This is a genomic window from Priestia sp. JV24 (assembly GCF_025910025.1).
GTDB classification, from domain to species: Bacteria; Bacillota; Bacilli; order Bacillales; family Bacillaceae_H; genus Priestia; species Priestia megaterium.
In genome coordinates this window covers 1-18,923 of record NZ_JAPCIN010000013.1, presented here as the reverse complement: position 1 = coordinate 18,923, position 18,923 = coordinate 1, and the positions used below count along the sequence as shown (strand labels likewise).

Sequence of the window (18,923 nt, the reverse complement as noted above, 5' to 3'; positions counted from 1 at the left end):
AAGGCTTCTTTTTAATGAATTTCTTCTATATTACATCGTTTTTATTAAGATACAGATTTAAGTTCCTCTGTTAAACGTAAAAAAGCTTGTTTATCTTTATTCTTTAAAGACTGGTCTATTTCCTTAAGGATCTTATTTCTTTTGAAGTCGTTCATCGTTTGATCCAAAAATAATTCAGCCAGCATTTGATCGCGTAAACCTGGATCGATGTTGTTAATTCCATTATTTCACATTAAAAATCAACCCCTTTATCTTTTCTCCTTTTTAAACATTATTCTCCTTTCTGACGTTGTTTATACGAGATTAATAGATAAAGTGAAATAATGAATATATTTTTTACCCCATGTATTAATAATCCTCTTGTTATTCTGATTGTTATTTTATACTTATAAACCCTAAAGTGAGCACAAAACTGTTTTATTCATTTGTTGAAGGAGATCTACAAACTAACCTTTAAGAATATAGGTTCTGACAGTCATGTTTAATGACGGCAAACCACTAGCTTAATCTACTTTCCTTTCAGAAACGTTCGTAAAAGTACATAGTTTTTAGAAGACGTTCGTAATTTATTTTCAAACTTAATCGAACAATGAAAATGACAGGTTTTCTATATAAGAGAAAAGTTCGTAAATATATACTTTTATGGACTTAATTATCGGAAAATCCCTCAGTATTAACATGAAAAGTTTTTAAATATATATAAAGCAGCAGGAAACTAATACTTCCTACTGTTTCCCATATTATAGGGTCGATACACTCTTACCTCTTTTGGAAAAAATAATCACCTTATTCTCACTTATAAATGTTGATCCTAAAAGAAGCGCGCCACCTATTATTTGAACAATTGTCATATGTTCTCGCAAGATAACTGCAGAAATCAATATGGCTACGAATGGATCTACATAGCTTAGCATAGCGATACTTTGGCCTTTTAATTTCTCCATACCGGAGAAAAACAACCAAAATCCAATACCAGTGTTCACAATCCCCAGAATTATTATAAAGGGAACGGACGATTTAAATACTTCAAAGACACCGAATCCTTCCGTCAAAAATACATATGGCAAGAGCAGTAAAGCTGTTATTCCAAGTTGGATAATTGTAATCTCTAGCCTACCCATGAGGCGAATAAATTTATTGAGTAACATCAATGCAGCATAACATGCAGCTGCTAGTAATCCAAAAAAGATTCCAAGTAAATCTTCTGTTCCAGAGGCACTTACACCATTTCCAACAATCATTAACATACCTATTATCGCTATACCGATACAAATAATTTTTTTGACAGGTAATTGTTCTTTAAGGATAAATGGTGAGAGGATCATGACGAATACAGGTGCAAAATAATAGCCTAGCGTAGCATTAGTGAGCGTTGTGTGATCATATGCTTGGTAAAGAAACATCCAATTTCCCCCTAATGCAATACCCGAAAAAAATAAGATACAACCATTAGCTTTTACCAATTTCCATGTAATGGTTCTCTTTCTCATAAAAAGAACAACTATTAAAAACAAACACCCAATTGAACTACTTAATAAGGCCGTTTCACTAGAAGATAAATCAATATATCTTACAATTAAACCCATTGTACCGAAAATAATCATAGATAAAACAAACTGTATCTTATATTTCACTGCCTTCACCCACTTAATACACAGGCAATTTGATCAAACGATTTTAGATTATTTTGCTCTATTTCATTTGTCAGCGTAGAAATTCTAACTTTTATGGCTATTCTATTTTTATATAGACACATATCACACCTCTATAATCGATACCTTATGATTTGTATAAGGTAAAAAATTATTAATAATTTGCTCCGTTCGTACTTTTATATATCCGGTTGTTGTTCCATCACTGCATCCATACCATTCTTCATTAGTTACATCTTTATCAAAAACAATTTGTACATTATTACCCTTATCAAACAGTGCACTAAAAACAGTTGCTGCTCCAATTTTTGTTCCTAACATATCTTTCATCAATTCCTCAGGAGCAAACGAGACTCTAGCTATATTTAGAGCACTACTGAAGTCTTTTGAGCAAAAAGGCTTGTCTCCTTTAGTGATAAATAGATAGAAGGAAGTTTGCTGTCGATTACACAAGAACAATGTTTTAACCATTTTTATGTTCAACTTATTATTAATAAGCGTACAGTCATCCATTGTAATGGCTTCATCTGTATCAACACGTTGAAAAGGAATATTAAATTGTTGTAAAGCAAGATACGTACTTTCTTGTAAAGGTGTGGAATATTTTTTTGGAGCCATGGTATAAACCTCGCTAATAAAAAACATATTTTTTCATTCCTTCGCTTTGTATATTTAATAAATGTAGATTATCATGGAAAATATCATTACAAAAGCGAATATTTGTCATGCTAAGCATGACAAAAACAGATGCAAAGGTTGTGATACGATGGATATGAATATACAAAAATATATTGCTTTTGTTAAAACAGTTGAATTGGGAAGCTTCACAAAAGCAGCAAAGTATTTAAATTATTCTCAGTCTGGCATAAGTCGGATGATTAACGATTTAGAAAAAGAATGGGGAGTAACTTTACTTGAACGAGGTCGATCTGGTTTACGGTTAACTTCAGACGGATTAAATTTATTCCCAGCTGCTAAAAGACTATTTGAAGAATATCAAAACTTACAGCATCAGATAGAAGAAATTAACGGGTTACAATCGGGAGTGGTTCGGATTGGCACTTTCTCTAGCGTAGCCACGCATTGGCTCCCAAAAATAATAAAGCAATTTAAAACTGATTATCCTAATATTGATTTTGAATTACTTTTAGGTGATTACCACGAAATAGAAAAGTGGATTTTAGAAGGGCGTGTGGATTTTGGTTTTTTACGACTTCCTACTCTTCCAGAATTGGAAACAACATTTATAGAACAAGATAACCTAATTGTTGTATTGCCTAAAAGCCATCCTCTTGCAGATCTCGAAAAAATTCCAATTGCTGAACTTTCTGAGTCATCTTTTATCTTGTTAGAAAAAGAAGGGAATTCTGATGTGGCTAAACTGCTGAAAAAGTGGAATATTTGTCCCAAAATCAATTTTACGACATGGGATGACTATGCCATTATGGCTATGGTAGAGAGTGGTTTAGGTATTAGTATTTTACCGCAATTGGTTTTACAACGCATTTCTTACGACGTTATCACAAAAGAATTGGAAGTACCTGCTTACCGAAAAATCGGATTAGCATACAGGGAAAATCAAACTTTATCTCTTGCTAGCAAACAATTTTTAAATTATTTAGAGTATAGATAAAATACTCATTTCTTCCCTAAAGATACTATATTTTAAAATACTAGTATATGAATAAAACGTGCACTTTTTATACATCCGCCTCCCACTTGGGTATCGAGTAAATGCCGTCATATCAAGGATGTATAAAAAGCAGCATAAAAGAGAAACACACTCTAATTGGAACCCTTACTGCCACAAGGGTTCTTTTTTGATGCGTGTTCCGGAAGAGTGATTACGTTAACTAAGAATGAATAGCGTATACAGGTTAAAAACAGAAAAACTCCTGTGACCTGTTCAGGAGTTTTTCTGCTACATTTATTTAACCAAAGGACTGAAGCCTCACGGCGTCTTGAGTAGTTTGTTCAAGTTACCAATAACTTATGTATAATTTATAAAATTCCATATTATGGTGAAATTTAGTTAGAGAGGTGTTGTATATGAAAAAGTAATTTTTGATATTTCATTTTTATTACTTTTAATAGACGTTTATCCTTCTTTTAGGTTTAATATTAATTTTATAGAGAAACCAATTATTAATCCAGGAATAACCCACAATATTGGAAACCAGACCGCCCCCAACAATACCCCAAAAACTTTTGTTTGGGCTGAATATATAGTTCCGACAGTAACAAAAAATGCTGAGCTAACGAAGGGCAGATAGGAATAAGGCTGTTTTCCTCCTCCTGCATCTTTAAAGGCATCCCACATTGCAAAGAAGTATAAACAGGGATAGAACATAAGCCACTGATAATTTGCTTGTGAAACCGCACCTTCTATATTTCCAATAAAACTCAAACGGATGGCTTCATTAAAGTTTGCCATTACATTTATTATAAGCTCTAATATAATAAATAAAATTCCTTTAAGAAGTTGACCGTTTAATATTTGGGGAAAACCAGGTAAAGCTATACTCCACAAAATACTCTCTGTTATTTTATCTTTCTTTTCCATCTCACTTACATCATTTGTCTTTTGCCAAATCTTCATGGTTTGTAGCTAGTGGAGGCTGTTCCATCCACTCATTTTCTATTAGAAGATTCATTCCATCTTCTGCCAACAATCCAATATCGGTAATCATTTTTGCGTAATTAGCTACCAAATCCCTTCGTTGGGATATTGCCATTGCTTCTCCATAATACCCAATGGCTGAAGAAATTAGCGTAGATATTAAAAACATCATAAGTTTATCAGAAAAAGGTGGGGTTGTTGAATCCGTTACTTCTGAATCAAAAGTCCGTGGAATATGTAAATTATCTTCTTTTAACATCGAAGTTAGGATTTCGAAGTGACTTTTACAGACCTTTCTAGCTCTTTCCATATATTTTCGAACATCTTTAGATTGAGCTACCTGACTGAACCCTAATTCTAGTACTACTTTTGTCATTGTCTTTTGCATATTAAGATAAGTACCACTAACTTCAACTGCACTAATAGGTCTACGTTTTCCAAGCCAACCTGTTAAGTAATTTTGTTTTTTAATAAACTCGACTTTCTGGTGATTATTAAAAGTAGGGGGTTTGCTAATAATCCCTTTACTTACAAGAACACCAGTGGCTAGATCATACAATTCCACTGTTTCAGAAATAACTTGCTTAAAGTATTTTCTTTGATCTTCTTTAATAGTACAGCCTGTCGCTCCAGCATATCTAGTCATGCCGTGAATAGACATTATTTGAATAAAAACAATAATATATGTATCTGTAAATAAAGCAGGTGCCTCTAGTGTGATATCCTCATCTGTAAACCCCTTGGGTAGTGGATAACTTTCTTTTGTCAAAAATTCTTCTATCTTTTGAAGGTGGCGTTCCGACAATTCAAGAGCAAATTGAAGTACCTTACTTATGTCTTTATCTTGAACATTCTCAATAAAATAGTGAAGCATACAACGTGATAAGCTGTCATTAAGATACTGTGACCAAAGGTTTGCAAGTTCCGAAGAACTCATCCTTCCACTATGTGTAATACCCTCCATTTAATTCCCTCCTGTAAATTTATCTAAAATAGTTTCTCCTAATAAAAATTTTTTATGATAAGGGTAGAACAGACTCTTTTTTTAAACAAATTAAACACTATAAAAAGAACCTTACCTGTAAGCTTTATTATTGATTTTTTTATGCTCATTCAGAAAGTTACAATTTATAAGCTGCAAAAAGCCCCTGATAAAAAAGCTTTTTAGCATACAATTTCCTATAAATACGTTTTATGTTAACTAGAAAGCATTTAAATATTATCTAGAATAGGCATGTTTAGAGATGATATTTTATTTCATCTTTTTGACTTCCTTATTTCGTTTGAAAGACTAAAAGTCTATCTGTATAAAAAAAAGGAAAACAATTCAATTCGAAAGATAAATCGTTTTCCACAATAAATAGATGGCCTATTTTATCTTGAGACCTTATTTCGTTTATATTTAAGTGCTTTTTTTAGAAGTACTATCTGATGGTATAATTCATTCTTAGTGGCTAAATCTCTACACTTACTATAATCTGCAATTAAACCTTTAATCTCCCTATGGAATAGGGAACTTTCATAATTATCCAGCATGTCCTCCCCTCCTGATGTTATTTCTTTTATATTACCCATTCGACACATACTGACACTTATTTTTTCGATAAACCTCATTACGTGAACTCTGCATTTTTAACTACTGTTATAGCAGTGCCTATTTCATTTATAACTTCAAAAATGTTATTTAAAGTTAAAAACAATTAATAAATTAACAATCCCTCCCTTACATTAGAGAAGGATTTTTATTTATCTTATACATCATTGTAAAGGACAAAAGATTAGATTTTTAAAAGCACCACCAAGGTTCGACAACATTTTTATTTCTAGTTTCTTATACTTTAGAGGGATGGAGAAATAATAACCAAAAATCAAAGGTATATAGAAAAGCGCCAGGCTATAATAGGCGTTTTTTGTTTTACAATTTTTTTACTGACTAAGATAATCTTAAAAGAATTAGGTTTGCTATTCTAAGAATACTTTTAAAATTCACCTAAGACTGGCGGAGGGATATAAGTGAGTACAATTATCGAAACTGAATTAATCGAAAATTACGATAGATATAACGATGAAGATCTGCTCAACCTAATTCATTATGGGAACGAAGAGGCATTAAACTTTTTAATTGAAAAATTTCGGGGGAATGTTCAAGCGAAGGCATCAACCTATTTTTTAAGAGGGGCGGATAAGGAAGATCTTGTTCAAGAAGGAATGATTGGTCTATATAAGGCCATTCGTAATTTTAAAGGGGATAAAATGTCCTCTTTTAAAACATTTGCTGATCTCTGTATCAAGAGACAGATGTTTACCGCGGTTAAAGCAGCTGCTCGTCAAAAACATGGACCTTTAAATACCTATGTTTCCCTATACAAGCCTTTATCATATCAAGAATCAGCTTATATGCTTCTGGATATGATAGCCGAAAAAAATACAACAAATCCAGAATTACTACTTATCAATCAAGAAGAATTCGAAGAAAAGAAACAAAAAATAGCCAAATTACTTAGTAAATTAGAACAAAGGGTATGGGCTTTATATATAAACGACTATTCATATACAGAAATTTCCGAATTGTTAAGTGTGTCTGAAAAGTCTATTGATAATGCTATTCAACGAATAAAAAGAAAAGCAGGACGGTACCTAGAGGTAGAAAAAGCTATGTAATCTTTTTGCCTTAATGAAGGACTTAAGTTTACAGTATACAAAAAGCCCTTGATAAAATGTTTTATGTTAACTACACTTGTATACTATGTCCAGCCCGGATGAAATAGAAAAAACTACTTCTGAGTCCTGGAAGTAGTTTTTTTCTGTTCGTTGAAAAGAGATATGTGATCGATGCCTCATGGCGTCTTGATTAGTTTGACTTATAACTGTAAGATAATGCCTTTTTATCTAACATTCTAAGACCTTGTGTCAGATAAAGTATTATCTTTTACATACATTTCATAATGCCCATTTATGTAACTAGATACTTTTAAATTAAGTAAAAGAGCCTTGAGGTTAATTGTTTCTTCAGTATCTAATCCGCACTCTTTTGCTAGCTCTTCAATTTCGCCTTTACTAATTTGTATGTTATTTTCCAAATCAGTTACTGTCTCTTTACTGTATTGGAAAGGAACTTCATCTACAACTTCTGCAATTAGTTGATCCTGTCCTTCATATTCTAATCTCCCTTTGGCTGCAGAGTGTTTTCCAATTAATACAGCCTGTTCTTTTATATCGGATAGTAGAATCATCAATCTAATTCGTTGATTCACATGAATACGTGGTTTATCAAAAATAGAGATAATGTTGGTTTGATAATCATCCATGGTTGTATGAAGTTGATGTTTTGCTTCTCTTATTACTTCTTCGCTGTTTTTAATGAGTATCATATTTAATTTCTCTTCCCTTTCCGCGCAATGCATACTTCCATTATAACAAACCATCGAAAGGAAACAGCATTTTTCACTACTTACTATGATAAATAATGTATATAAACAAATATTATCATGCGTTTATTACTCATTAACATTAACTGTAGGAAAATATACTGACTCATAATTTTTAAAGGTTTACACCAATAATAAGCGACCTCATTGATTCCAATTAGAATTATAAGGTCGCTTATAAGATATTCTGATTCAAATTTTGTATTTTTACCGTTCTTTTATTGCAAAGCAATTGTTTTATCATTAATTCCTCGTCTCATTTTTCACATATTTATCAATCGTACTAGGTAAATAAGGTAAGAATTTAGTTTGAATCGCTTCTCTACAATAAAGTCAGACAATATTAGGCTAGTATTAGTAATCACTCTAATTTACATTTTGTCTCTTTCTTATGCATGATGACCATGATTATTCTTCTGTCCCATTTTACGCATAATAAAGCTTACAATTAACACTAAAATAATCGATCCAATAATAGCTGGAATAATTGCAAATCCACCTATGACTGGTCCCCAATCACCTAAGATAAGTCCACCTAACCAGGCACCAACAAAACCAGCAATAATGTTACCAATAATTCCGCCAGGAACATCTCGTCCAGTAATTAAACTAGCAAGCCAACCGATAATTCCTCCAACAATTAGCATCCATAGGATTTCCATTAAGAATCGTCTCCTTATTAAAAGATTTAGTTGACTTTACCCCTAAATGGGACGCATTAACCATGGGGTTTTTTTCTTGTTTAGAGATTTTTCTCTCAGCAAAGTAGAAAATTCCATACAGATTCCTTTAAATGGTTACTAAGTGCTATTCCTATTTATCATATGAATTTCCTAAATGAAAATAAGTCACACATTATAAGTTTGCTTGCTTCTATGAATGGCATCATTCATTTTAGGTTAACTAGAGATCACTAAGGTATCATCGCTACTGTTATGCATATTAGTAATAATCTGTCATGATCTACTCTTTTATATAAAAAAGAGAAAAACAATCTGATTTAAAGACACATTGTTTTTCTCGACAAATATATAACATCTACTATCTAGATATCCTTTTTTCAGATCCATATTTAAGTACTTTTTTTAGAAACACTATCTGATTGTATAACTCGTTCTTAGTAGGTAAATGCCTACACTTATCATAATCCGCAATTAAATATTTGATTTCCCTATAGAATAGGAGACGTTCATAATTATCAAGCATGTCCTCCCCTCCTGATGTTATTTCTTTTACATTACCCCTTTTCGACACATACTGACACTTGTTTTGCGATAAATCTGATTATGGTAACTAAAAATATATGCAGTATACAATATAGGAGTTGTGTTTTTGTAAGTAGAAGTAGCACTAAATACGTTATGTAAAAACAAAGGGAGTAGATCCTATGAATATTTCAATTTCAAATAATATAGAGAATGTTAATTGGTCAAGAATAAAAGCAATTTATCATTCTGTAGACTAAAAGAAACATGATGAGGATAAAATTGTAGGGTTTGGAAGAGCCATTTCAGATGGTGTATTTAATGCTGCCATATATGATGTTGTGATTGAAGACATCCATCAAAATAAAGGATTTGGACAGCAAATTATAGGTAACTTACTTGCGCAACTTAAGGAGATTTCTTGTGTTCATCTTGTTGCTACAACAGGTAATGAGGAATTTTATCGTAAAGTAGGATTCAGTAAGTTGAAAACTGCCATAGCTCCATACTTAAATCCTACTTTAACTGAAGAATATGTGGAATAATCGATTTCTCATAAAAAACATTATGTTAACTAAGATTGTATAGCCTATACAGTCTGAAAATAGAAAAAGACCATCTCTTCCCAGTCAAAAGAGATAGCCTTTTTCTTTAAGTTGAATTAATAATAGTCGTTAGATGGTGCTCTATTGCATCTTGAGTAGTTTACTCATAAATAAAGAATTTTAAAGAATTTTATTTGTTATGGAGTAAGTTTTTCTTTATAACTTTTATGTGAATAGGAAGAATAATACTGAATACAATCAAATAGGCAATTATAGAAAGAATAAAAAAGCTCCAATTTTTCATTTTCAAATACCCTGTTTGTATCATTAGCCATTCAATTAGAGTTGATAATAAGGTGAAAAGAAGAACAAGGATCCGTTTGTTGTTTTTTTTGAAGTAGTTTAGATAGATAACAGAAAGTGATGTAGGAATAAAATTATAACTCACAAATTCACCAAGTCCCGTAATTTTAGGGTTACCTAGATCCACCCAGTCTAACATTCTCCCCACTACCGTATCAGAATTCCAAGCTACATAACCTACAACTCCAAAAGTAATATAAAATTCTAGCCAGTTAATTTCTCTTTTAGGCATGAAAAGGGCAAATAATAATAATAGAAAAGCTACAGAGATGGGAAACCAAATTCCTCTTGCAGATAAATCTAAATTTTTGATGATTGAGTGCATAATTAGATACCTCTTTTTTAAAAGATATATTTATTTTCCCCTAATTATCAAAATTCATTTAAATAATTAGATTTTAGGATTTTATCTGCTACCTATAATACCCGTTATGGTAACTATATTTGTAAAGCCTATAAAATATAAGGATTACTCTTCATATTCAACCTCAGCTCCTTTAATATTCTGAGGAAATGAGCTAATAATTGAATTAGTTGAAGAAAATAAATCTTCATTAGATAGGGAAATGACAGATGCACCATCGTAAAAAACCCAAAACATTGTGCAATCTTTTCGTAATGTAACAATAGGCATTTGAACCTTTCTTCTCCCAAATAAGGTTTTCATATCCCGTTTTTCAAAGCTAAATAAATCTTCAGAAAGAGACCAAGCAGCAAAGCAATTCATACTTCCTTGGCTATATAAAAAAGGCATAACGACTTTAAATTGTGTATAATCTTCAATTTTAGCTTTAATAAAAGTCTCTTTGTCTACTTTTAGTTTTACATATTCAATATTAGCAGATGAAAATACAGCACCTATTTCTTCTGCATCGTAGCTTATATATGTAAAAAGTGTATATATTGGAAACCTGTTTAACTCTTTCATCCAGTTATTAATAAAGGTTTCCATGTCTACATCATGATCTTCATACTCTACAATGTAAGGGGCATCGCTATCTATTCCGAAGGGAAACATACCACCCCATGAGGGAATATCACTTATGTAGCTTTTGGAAATAAACCCCACTTCAATATCCATTAATTCTCCTCCAATACTTAAAGTGTATTTTAAGTATAATTATAATTGATATGTAAATAAGTTCCTATAAAGCACATTATGGTAGCTAAGAATAAGTACTATATACAACCTAAAAATATAAAATGGACCGAGTCTATAAAGGGTTTTTTGTAAATGAGACGAAGTAAATTATTTGAATGGCTATAAGTCAAGGTGATTGGTTCTTTAAAATAAACATACCCTACTATCACTTTTGAACAGTGAATAAAATTCCATTCGACAATAAAATAATATTAAATTGTAATGGGTGGAGGAATTTTAATGGATCTGTATTACGAAGTTAACGGGCATGGCCATCCTGTTGTTCTCTTAACTGGCGGTGCTGATGTACGGAACTGGACATTTATGGTACCTCTTTTAGCTAAACACTATAAGGTTGTTGCTTGTGATGGACGTGGGACGGGGAAATCACCGATCCCTTTAGAAGATGTCAACCCTGTTAAAGATTTGCTGTCACTACTTGATCATCTAGAAATCAGCCAGGCAACACTTATCGGTCACTCAATGGGTGGCCAAATTGCTACTGAACTCGCTCTGAGTTATCCCAAAAGGGTTTCAAAACTTATTTTGCTTGCCCCTGGATTATCTGGGTTTACCTATTCCAAAGAATTTGAAGAGAACATGAAAAAGATTCATCAAGCTGCTCCAGATATAGATAAGATGGTTGAGCTTTTGCTCAGCGACTCATCGTATAGCGTTTTAACGATGAGTCCTCACCAGAGTTTAATGGTTCAAATGCTCAAGCACCATATGAATCGAATGTTTGAATGGCCAGCCGTTAAATTGATTTGGCAGCAACCATTGGCAATCGAAAGATTAGGAGAATTGACGACTAAAACATTGGTGATAGTTGGTAAGGAGGATTCATCTGATAACCTTCGTGTTGCTGATTACTTTCGCGAGCACTCAGATGCTCGCATCATAGAAATTCCAGGTGCTGACCATATGGTCAATCTCACCCATCCTGAGAAATTGTATCATCACATTAATGGTTTTATAAAGAAATGAACTGTTAGAAAGTACCCCTGAAATGGTAGATGAAACGAGAAGCCCTATGTTTTTAATAATCGTGGCAGAAAAGAACTAATTTGTTTCATGAAGAAGAACTAATTGATGAAATAATTAAAAGATGTCCTAATTTACCAAGGGACACCTTTTTTTGTTTGTTAGAATCCATTTTATGGAAACTAAAAAAGACAAATTAGTGGAGCATATCATACGAATTTTAGTGTAGTTAGGCAGGAAGGCATCCTTAAGAATGCCTTCCTACAAAATTTATTATATATACTAGAATATGTCGAAAATTAAAAATTCATACTTTCTTAATTACAAGCATGAGTTTTATCAATAAAGTTTATTAATTTAAATTTTCGGCAATGTATGACTCAGTTCTTTACCAATAAGATTGGCTGAAACTGGTTTCTCCCCTATCTCCCTAGCCCATACCGATAATTGTCCAATATGATGTATTTCATGAGCAATCACATGACGCATAACTTCTCCCCAAGTGTCAGTTGCTATACTTCCGTCTGGTTGTGGATCATAAAGAACATTCTTTTCTTTTTCTGCATTCCAAGACCTAACAAACTCTCTTACCTCAAACTGAAAGTTTGTATCTAGATGGCGAACTTTTTCTAAGCTTTGATATTCCTCAAAATTCTCCTGGAAATCATCTTTTTCCTGAAGAACACGAATCCAACTCCATTCTACATCAACAATGTGAAAGAGAGTATGTAATATTCCCCCTACTCCTCCTGTTCGTTTCCGAAGCAATTCCTCTAGTGGGATATTCTCACACCATTTATACCATTCTTCTCTAACCAACCAGTTATAATGAAACATAGTTTGCAAACTAATTCCTCCGTTTACTGTATTTTTTCAGTTTGTCTCTTTTTTTAGGGGAGTATTAATTAGTTCGACAACTATTTATAGATACCTATCTCATTGGAATTAGACAAGATAATATATAGAGTCGTATAAGCTATTTTGTTCCTAACAAGAGTGATTATGTTAAGTATGATTATAGAGAAAAGAGACTCTAGCCTCCCATAAAAGAAAGGCTAGAATCCCTTTTTTATTTATTAGCTGCGTTTAGTGCAGTCAGTGAATTATTAAGTGCTGATTTGCACTTATTGACATCAGGGTTGGATGAACGAGCTGCTGCTAATACAACATCAATAGTTCCATCGATCTTGGTCCATTTAGAACCGTCTATTTTTCTAAGTTTAGCTTCTGATGAGTCCCACTGATGTTCTAAATCATCTGCTCCTTTTTTCGTTGCAGTAAAGTTTTTTGAATTTACATCCTTGAGCATATCATTTTCGATGTTAATAAAATCCTTTAATTGCCCAGATAATGTAGCTTGTGAAGCAGTGGATTGCGATGCTAAATCATTACTGCGCCAGATATAACCACCTATACTTAGAACTAAGAAAATACAGAGCACTACAATGGTTTGTGTCAAAACATTTCTGTTACTTGCACGTGTTGGGTTTGTATCCACCATTTCACTTTTTGAAGTTATATCAATTTTTGTAATGGCGAGAAAAATAATTATTGCTAAAATACCTATAAGAAAAATAACACTAGTAACAGTTGTTCCCAAACCTAATCCACCATTAACTTTTGTTTGTGATAGGTAATCTCCTAATGATGCTCCCAGTGGACGAGTAAGAATATAGGCAATCCAGAATGCTAAAATCCCATTAAGTTTCGATTTGTATGCCAAAAAGATACAGCCTATGATAATGATGACTGTTACTCCCGTTTTAAGGTAGCCAAAACCTAGTTGTTCAGAGTATAAATCACCTACTGCTGTTCCAAGTGCAAATGTGAAGAGAATAGTAAGCCAATAGAAAACTTCTCTTCTTCTTGTATAAATTGAGTGTATAGAGAGTGTTTTTTCACTAAGATACCAAAAAAGAAAAGTTAAGCCAAGTAGAACGGAAAAAACAATTGCACTAACTTCAAGAGGTACTCCCATTGCATCTGTCAAATTATCAGTTACTAATGTTCCAAATACGCTTATAAGCACAACCGTTGTCCAATAAATCCCTGGGACATATTTAGTTGCTTTAAATTGAAGGTATAATAAAATAAAAAATGCTATTCCCATAATTATAGTAGTGAGAGTTAACCCAAATCCAAGGTTGAAATTTAGAAAATCAGCAAATGTTTCACCTACAGTTGTGCACAAAACTTTTATTATCCAGAAGAAAATTGTGACTTCTGGCACTTTGTTAAGTGAAATACCCAATTTATTTTGGTTCTCTTGCATACACATGCCCCTTCTTTACAGTGGTTTCCCACAACTTTTTTTAAAAGAACAAACTGATTGTTCTATAGCATTGCCATACATTTTAGAATTCAAAAAACACCTCATATCCAATATGTTTTTAAAGTTAAGATAATTGTATGGGACTACTCTTAAATATGTATGAAAAATAAATTAATAATTCATTAGAATAGTTAATTTATACATACTACAACGAAGCTAATGAAAAAGGGTAAGAGAATAAATACAAAAAGTTATATAAACGATAAATATGAGAGGCGAACCAGCCCTTGTGTACCATGGAATCGTTTTTGTGATGTGTACCGGAAAGAGTGACTATGTTAACTGAAAATATATATAACATTTATAAATTAAAAGATATAATTTAATTAATAAGTCTATAAGGAGGTTACTCTTATAAAAAAGTACGAAAAAATGCTAGTTGGGCTCAATGATAAAGAGTTAAATTGTTATGGCAACCAAGGAGATTGGCTTTATATTGCAAATAAAAAAGATACAAAAAAGGGACTTTTTCGTTTACCAAACTATCTTTACTTCTTTGTATCTTTAAATAGTGAACGTATGCCTTCTGAAATTGGGGTTGTGAAAAGGATTGAAGGGCATGTTACAGCAGAAGATCTTGCTAGGCTTGATTATGAAAGTAGAAAACAAGATGTTTCGCTCATAGATGAAGAGATTTTAAAACAATATGAAGAATTTCTTCAAAAAGTAAACGCTCAACCAGAACATACTCCTATGGGAGCCACATGGTTAGAAACAATATTGCCTAAAAAGACGAGAAAATTAAGAGTACATAAAAAGTTTTTTACTGGAATGTCTAAAGAAGAGAAGAAATCTATATTTGAATTTGATATTAAGGAGAAACCCTAATAAAACAAGCTCTAACGTTATATCGTCAGAGCTTGTTTTGGTCCTAGAAAGTCCATTATGTTAACTGCGGATGTATATCGTATACACGTGCGTTTTAACTATTGGAACCTTTTTGCAATCTTACATTTGTAATTTTTTCTGATTTTGTATCAAAACTGATATTAACTATAACTTCAAATTTATTGTTATTTTCATCGAGCCACAGTTTAAATGTCTCGATAGAATAATTTCCTCGCTGTTCTCGCTTCACATGTAAATAATCATAAATTTTAGCCGAAGGATATTTTTCAGCAGTTTTCTTCATAGCAATTTTCCCCCACTTTGCATGTGAAGGATTAGGTTTTTCTGCATGTACTGTATTGATGCCAATAGGCTTATCTAAAAAGAGTACGAAAACAAACACAATAGATAAACAAGTAGCTATCAGAGATTTATTCATTAGTTAAATCCTCCTGTTTTTGTTATATTCTTTGCTGATTTCGTATGTGCTATCCCTGATTGGTGCCTAGAATGTGTTTTATGTTAACTAAAAGTGCATATTATATACAGTCTAAAATAGAAAAAACTACTGTCCCTCGCCAACAGTAGTTTTTTCTCATACAGACAATTAGAAAATCGTGTTACGAATACCAACGTCGGAAGGTATTCTAATTACATTTTGTTCCAAGTACCTAAGAGATATACTAATACATATAAATTTAAAAACGAATTTTATAATCGACTCTACTTAGAAAAAAACAAACACTTTCTTTCATCTAATTATCATTACTTGTTAAGTAAATACTAAAGTACTTGGTGTATTATTAAAGTTTCACAATTTACTCTTAGTGATGACAAATTGGTTCTTTGACCATAATGTAAGTAATAGACAAAACACTTATTTTGTTTTTATCCCTGTTATTTAATTGACATATTTTCATCTTTTAAAACTATATTTATCTCTATTATGTAATAGGCATGTCCCGGATAATCTTAACCAAAAGAACAGGGAACCTCATATTTATATAATTAAACATTATCTGAATTACCTGAATTACCTGTCTAATATAGAAAAATGAAAAAAGCGGTAAAGGTTCATTTCCTTACTGCTTTTTTCGCTTTCCTATTAATCGTGTTACAACAAGCATAGTACCTGGTAGCGAACGAGTTTTTCGATAGGCTAAATACTTGCCGTTCCATACAGGCTTATATTTGTCTTTAAAAAATCGTAAACCATTAAAGCTGTACATATAACGTACGTTATTAAAAATAGCTGCTGCTACGCGCTCATACCAAAAAGAATGAGGGGAAATACCTACATTGGAAAGAGGAGCCATTCCTATGTTCAAATAGAGATAGCCTTCTTGCTTCACCCATTCTAAAAGATGAATCAGCATAGCATCCATTACACCACTAGGGGCATTAGGAATGTATCGCATTAAATCGATAGAAATTTCATTTGGCTGGTAAACCGGCATAAGAGTATAAAACGCAACAATATAACCATCTTTATCTGCAAGTATGGCAACTGGTGCACGATTAATATAATCTAAACTAAAATAGCCAAGTGAAAATCCTTTTTCCTTTTTACCATTGAGCCATGCATCTGATACGCCTTTTAACTGTGTATATAACTCATTTGTAAATGGAGGGGGAATCACAGAAAACACATAACCTTCTCGTTTAAATTTGTTTACTGTCGCACGAAGGCTCGCTCGTTTTTTCCCCGAAAGGGTAAATGTATTTACATCTACAGTAGCTTCTTCTCCAAGTTTAAAGAAATTATATCCAAAGTCATGATACAACCCCATCCATTTGCTCTCAATTTGATAGAAAATACAAGTATATCCAAACTGGTCTGCTTCATGAAGAAACTCTGCAACCGCCTTTGAAAAGGACAAGGAATTGCCACTAGGATCTCCTAATACAACGAGTCGATCACCTGAACGAGTAAATTGAATCAAAGCCTGTCCATCACTACTGAAGAAAAAGCGTTTATCTCCGAGAAACCCAAGATGACTTAATACATTCCCCCCATATTTCTCTAAAAAGTTTTGTAAACTGACAGAAGAAGCTGGCTGTCCCACCATTTTCGTTCGTGAACGTTTAAAAGATAATAATCCTCCGAGTAAAAAAACAGGCACAACAATTGCGGTTAATAGGGTACTTCTATGTACTTGGTCTGTAGTTCGGACAACATAATGCGGTTCAAATGTATTTGTTATTTCAGAAATCCAGGTTCCAAGTGAATCGTATATATATAAAATAACAAGTAAAGCAACAATAGCCTTTCCTACGTCAACTAATGTAAGCTCTATCCGTTCTTTTACAAATCGTGTTCTTAGTGCGTAAAACACTGTAAGAATGATGAGTAGTAGAAATGTTTCTTCTAAATCGATTCCTTTTAATGCATTAAACACTGCCCCACCTATCAGCACAAAACATATCATGTAATAGGATCGTTTCGTTTGATGATAGACTCCCTTTGTTAAAAGAATAAGAAGTACTCCAAATGAAAGAGACAAACCGAATGAAATCTGTATAAGCTGCTTAGGCACAAGAATACGTAGTTCATGTGCTCTATTAGCCGCAGTAGGGAGTAAAACGGATAAAATGATGATACATCCCGTCAAGGCTGTCAACGTTGCTAAAGACCATGAACTTAACGTAGAGAAAAAACGTCGTCTTAATGCCCATAGGACACCGGTTGTCTCTAAAGTAGGGGCAATAAATGGCCTATCCTCGATTTTCTTCAATGTTAACCCAGTCATTTCGAATGCTGCAAACGCAAGTCCTATTCCAAACGGGAATAAAGTGTAAACGAGACGATATAACAAAAGAACAGATAAGGTTGTTTCTGCACTTATTCCATATTGCTTCAATCCCATTAAAAAAATGAGGTCAAATGACCCGAGGCCACCTGGTACAAGACTAATGCTGCCTGCAATGGCAGATATAACATACACACCTAGGGTTTGCCTAAAGCTCATCTCTATACCCAGCAATAAAACAATAACATACATAACAATACTGGCTGACAACCATTCTACAAGTGATACGAGAGAGTATAAAACAGCTGTGCTAGCTTTTCCTTCTCTATCCTTTTCTTTCTTGCGCTTCACCTTTGAAATTCCAATGTATACAGGGACAAGAAAGGCGAAAATGAGTAAAGCAGGCCAAAGCCAAGGCTTCTCCTGTAATAAAAACCCTATATTTAATACACCGATTAATCCTAAGAATGACAGAAAAGAAAGTCCGGTAATAAATGCAGTAGTCATCCATGCGATATTTTTAACCAGCCTTCCGTTATCTTGCACGTAAGAACGATAAAGCATGACGCGCAAGCCAGCACCTACAAGGCCGCCAAAGCCAAAAATACCGTTAAATGAATTTGCAATCCATGATACACGGAATATTTTCCGTATAGTTATATCAATCTTCATAGAACGTATCATAAGAAAATCATAAAAAAACATCATGGAGACGGCAAGTATACCTACTGTGATAGCTAAAAAAAAACCACCTGTAGGAATGTTCTTAATAACATGTACAGCATTACGAATGGATAACGTTGCAAGTTCCTTTCGAGCCTCAATAGCTATAATAACTAGTATAAAAAACGGAAATAAAAATTTCCCAACATGTAAAATTCGTTTCAAAGTAATTGGCATAGGATCCTCTACTTTCAACAAGATTCACCGTTATCATATCCACGCAACTAGAGTATTATGTACCAAACGAGTAAGCTCATATTTAAGTTGTATTCTAACTATGTTTTTACATATTGAAATATAATTTACCGTAGTACTATATTTTAAGGCAACAGTTAGGAGGTAACTATGAAAC

The 18,923-nt window shown here is 32.9% G+C and carries 18 protein-coding genes; 5 read left to right on the top strand and 13 right to left on the bottom strand.

Going from position 1 to position 18,923, the window contains the following annotated elements:
* Positions 1–44: 44 nt before the first annotated feature.
* The 3 genes from OK414_RS08925 to OK414_RS08915 form a co-directional block, all read right to left on the bottom strand.
* On the bottom strand, positions 45–185 hold the full coding sequence (locus tag OK414_RS08925) for an IDEAL domain-containing protein (RefSeq protein WP_047933618.1): 141 nt from the start codon (positions 183–185) through the stop codon (positions 45–47).
* 555 nt (positions 186–740) lie between these two features.
* Complete coding sequence (locus OK414_RS08920; RefSeq protein WP_205662629.1) at positions 741–1,634, bottom strand: DMT family transporter; 894 nt, start codon at positions 1,632–1,634, stop codon at positions 741–743.
* 123 nt (positions 1,635–1,757) lie between these two features.
* Positions 1,758–2,270: a prolyl-tRNA synthetase associated domain-containing protein gene (locus OK414_RS08915; protein WP_234943498.1), complete on the bottom strand. Its 513-nt coding sequence runs from the start codon at positions 2,268–2,270 to the stop codon at positions 1,758–1,760.
* A gap of 154 nt (positions 2,271–2,424) precedes the next feature.
* Between OK414_RS08915 and OK414_RS08910 the strand changes: the two genes are divergently transcribed.
* Positions 2,425–3,285, top strand: a complete 861-nt coding sequence (locus OK414_RS08910) for a LysR family transcriptional regulator (RefSeq protein WP_205663032.1) — start codon at positions 2,425–2,427, stop codon at positions 3,283–3,285.
* A gap of 465 nt (positions 3,286–3,750) precedes the next feature.
* On the opposite strand, the gene OK414_RS08905 is transcribed toward OK414_RS08910, so the two are convergent.
* Both OK414_RS08905 and OK414_RS08900 read right to left on the bottom strand, forming a co-directional pair.
* A complete protein-coding gene (locus OK414_RS08905; protein WP_026106547.1) occupies positions 3,751–4,215 on the bottom strand; it encodes a hypothetical protein in 465 nt (154 codons plus the stop codon).
* 10 nt (positions 4,216–4,225) lie between these two features.
* Positions 4,226–5,236 (bottom strand): DUF3231 family protein, encoded by a 1,011-nt coding sequence (locus OK414_RS08900; protein ID WP_263046184.1) that lies wholly within the window; start codon positions 5,234–5,236, stop codon positions 4,226–4,228.
* A 1,049-nt stretch (positions 5,237–6,285) separates the two neighbouring features.
* Here OK414_RS08900 and sigH point away from each other — a divergent pair.
* Entirely contained in the window at positions 6,286–6,933 is a 648-nt protein-coding gene (sigH, locus tag OK414_RS08895) for an RNA polymerase sporulation sigma factor SigH (RefSeq protein ID WP_205662626.1), read from the top strand.
* A gap of 236 nt (positions 6,934–7,169) precedes the next feature.
* Here the strand turns inward: sigH and OK414_RS08890 are convergent, their stop codons facing one another.
* Entirely contained in the window at positions 7,170–7,643 is a 474-nt protein-coding gene (locus OK414_RS08890) for a hypothetical protein (protein ID WP_205662625.1), read from the bottom strand.
* 446 nt (positions 7,644–8,089) lie between these two features.
* The gene (locus OK414_RS08885; protein WP_074898003.1) at positions 8,090–8,362 is read right to left on the bottom strand and encodes a GlsB/YeaQ/YmgE family stress response membrane protein; all 273 of its coding nucleotides are present in this window, start codon (positions 8,360–8,362) and stop codon (positions 8,090–8,092) included.
* A gap of 824 nt (positions 8,363–9,186) precedes the next feature.
* Here OK414_RS08885 and OK414_RS08880 point away from each other — a divergent pair.
* Positions 9,187–9,450, top strand: coding sequence for a GNAT family N-acetyltransferase (locus OK414_RS08880; RefSeq protein WP_234943530.1), 264 nt, complete (start codon positions 9,187–9,189; stop codon positions 9,448–9,450).
* Positions 9,451–9,640: 190 nt separating this feature from the next.
* On the opposite strand, the gene OK414_RS08875 is transcribed toward OK414_RS08880, so the two are convergent.
* The gene (locus OK414_RS08875) at positions 9,641–10,138 is read right to left on the bottom strand and encodes a hypothetical protein (RefSeq protein ID WP_205662624.1); all 498 of its coding nucleotides are present in this window, start codon (positions 10,136–10,138) and stop codon (positions 9,641–9,643) included.
* Between the two features lie 144 nt (positions 10,139–10,282).
* Positions 10,283–10,894 (bottom strand): hypothetical protein, encoded by a 612-nt coding sequence (locus OK414_RS08870; RefSeq protein ID WP_205662623.1) that lies wholly within the window; start codon positions 10,892–10,894, stop codon positions 10,283–10,285.
* Between the two features lie 300 nt (positions 10,895–11,194).
* Here OK414_RS08870 and OK414_RS08865 point away from each other — a divergent pair, with 300 nt between their 5' ends.
* A complete protein-coding gene (locus tag OK414_RS08865; protein ID WP_205662622.1) occupies positions 11,195–11,941 on the top strand; it encodes an alpha/beta fold hydrolase in 747 nt (248 codons plus the stop codon).
* A 354-nt stretch (positions 11,942–12,295) separates the two neighbouring features.
* Here OK414_RS08865 and OK414_RS08860 read toward each other — a convergent pair whose 3' ends face one another.
* Positions 12,296–12,784 carry a DinB family protein gene (locus tag OK414_RS08860; protein ID WP_205662621.1) on the bottom strand — a complete coding sequence of 163 codons (489 nt, stop codon included), beginning with the start codon at positions 12,782–12,784 and terminating at the stop codon, positions 12,296–12,298.
* A gap of 223 nt (positions 12,785–13,007) precedes the next feature.
* The gene (locus OK414_RS08855) at positions 13,008–14,210 is read right to left on the bottom strand and encodes a hypothetical protein (protein WP_205662620.1); all 1,203 of its coding nucleotides are present in this window, start codon (positions 14,208–14,210) and stop codon (positions 13,008–13,010) included.
* 432 nt (positions 14,211–14,642) lie between these two features.
* On the opposite strand from OK414_RS08855, the gene OK414_RS08850 reads away from it, so the two are divergent.
* Positions 14,643–15,098 (top strand): hypothetical protein, encoded by a 456-nt coding sequence (locus OK414_RS08850; protein ID WP_234943497.1) that lies wholly within the window; start codon positions 14,643–14,645, stop codon positions 15,096–15,098.
* 94 nt (positions 15,099–15,192) lie between these two features.
* Here the strand turns inward: OK414_RS08850 and OK414_RS08845 are convergent, their stop codons facing one another.
* The gene (locus OK414_RS08845) at positions 15,193–15,537 is read right to left on the bottom strand and encodes a DUF3889 domain-containing protein (RefSeq protein ID WP_078082548.1); all 345 of its coding nucleotides are present in this window, start codon (positions 15,535–15,537) and stop codon (positions 15,193–15,195) included.
* Between the two features lie 643 nt (positions 15,538–16,180).
* Positions 16,181–18,748, bottom strand: coding sequence for a bifunctional lysylphosphatidylglycerol flippase/synthetase MprF (mprF, locus tag OK414_RS08840; protein ID WP_263046183.1), 2,568 nt, complete (start codon positions 18,746–18,748; stop codon positions 16,181–16,183).
* Positions 18,749–18,923: the final 175 nt, after the last annotated feature.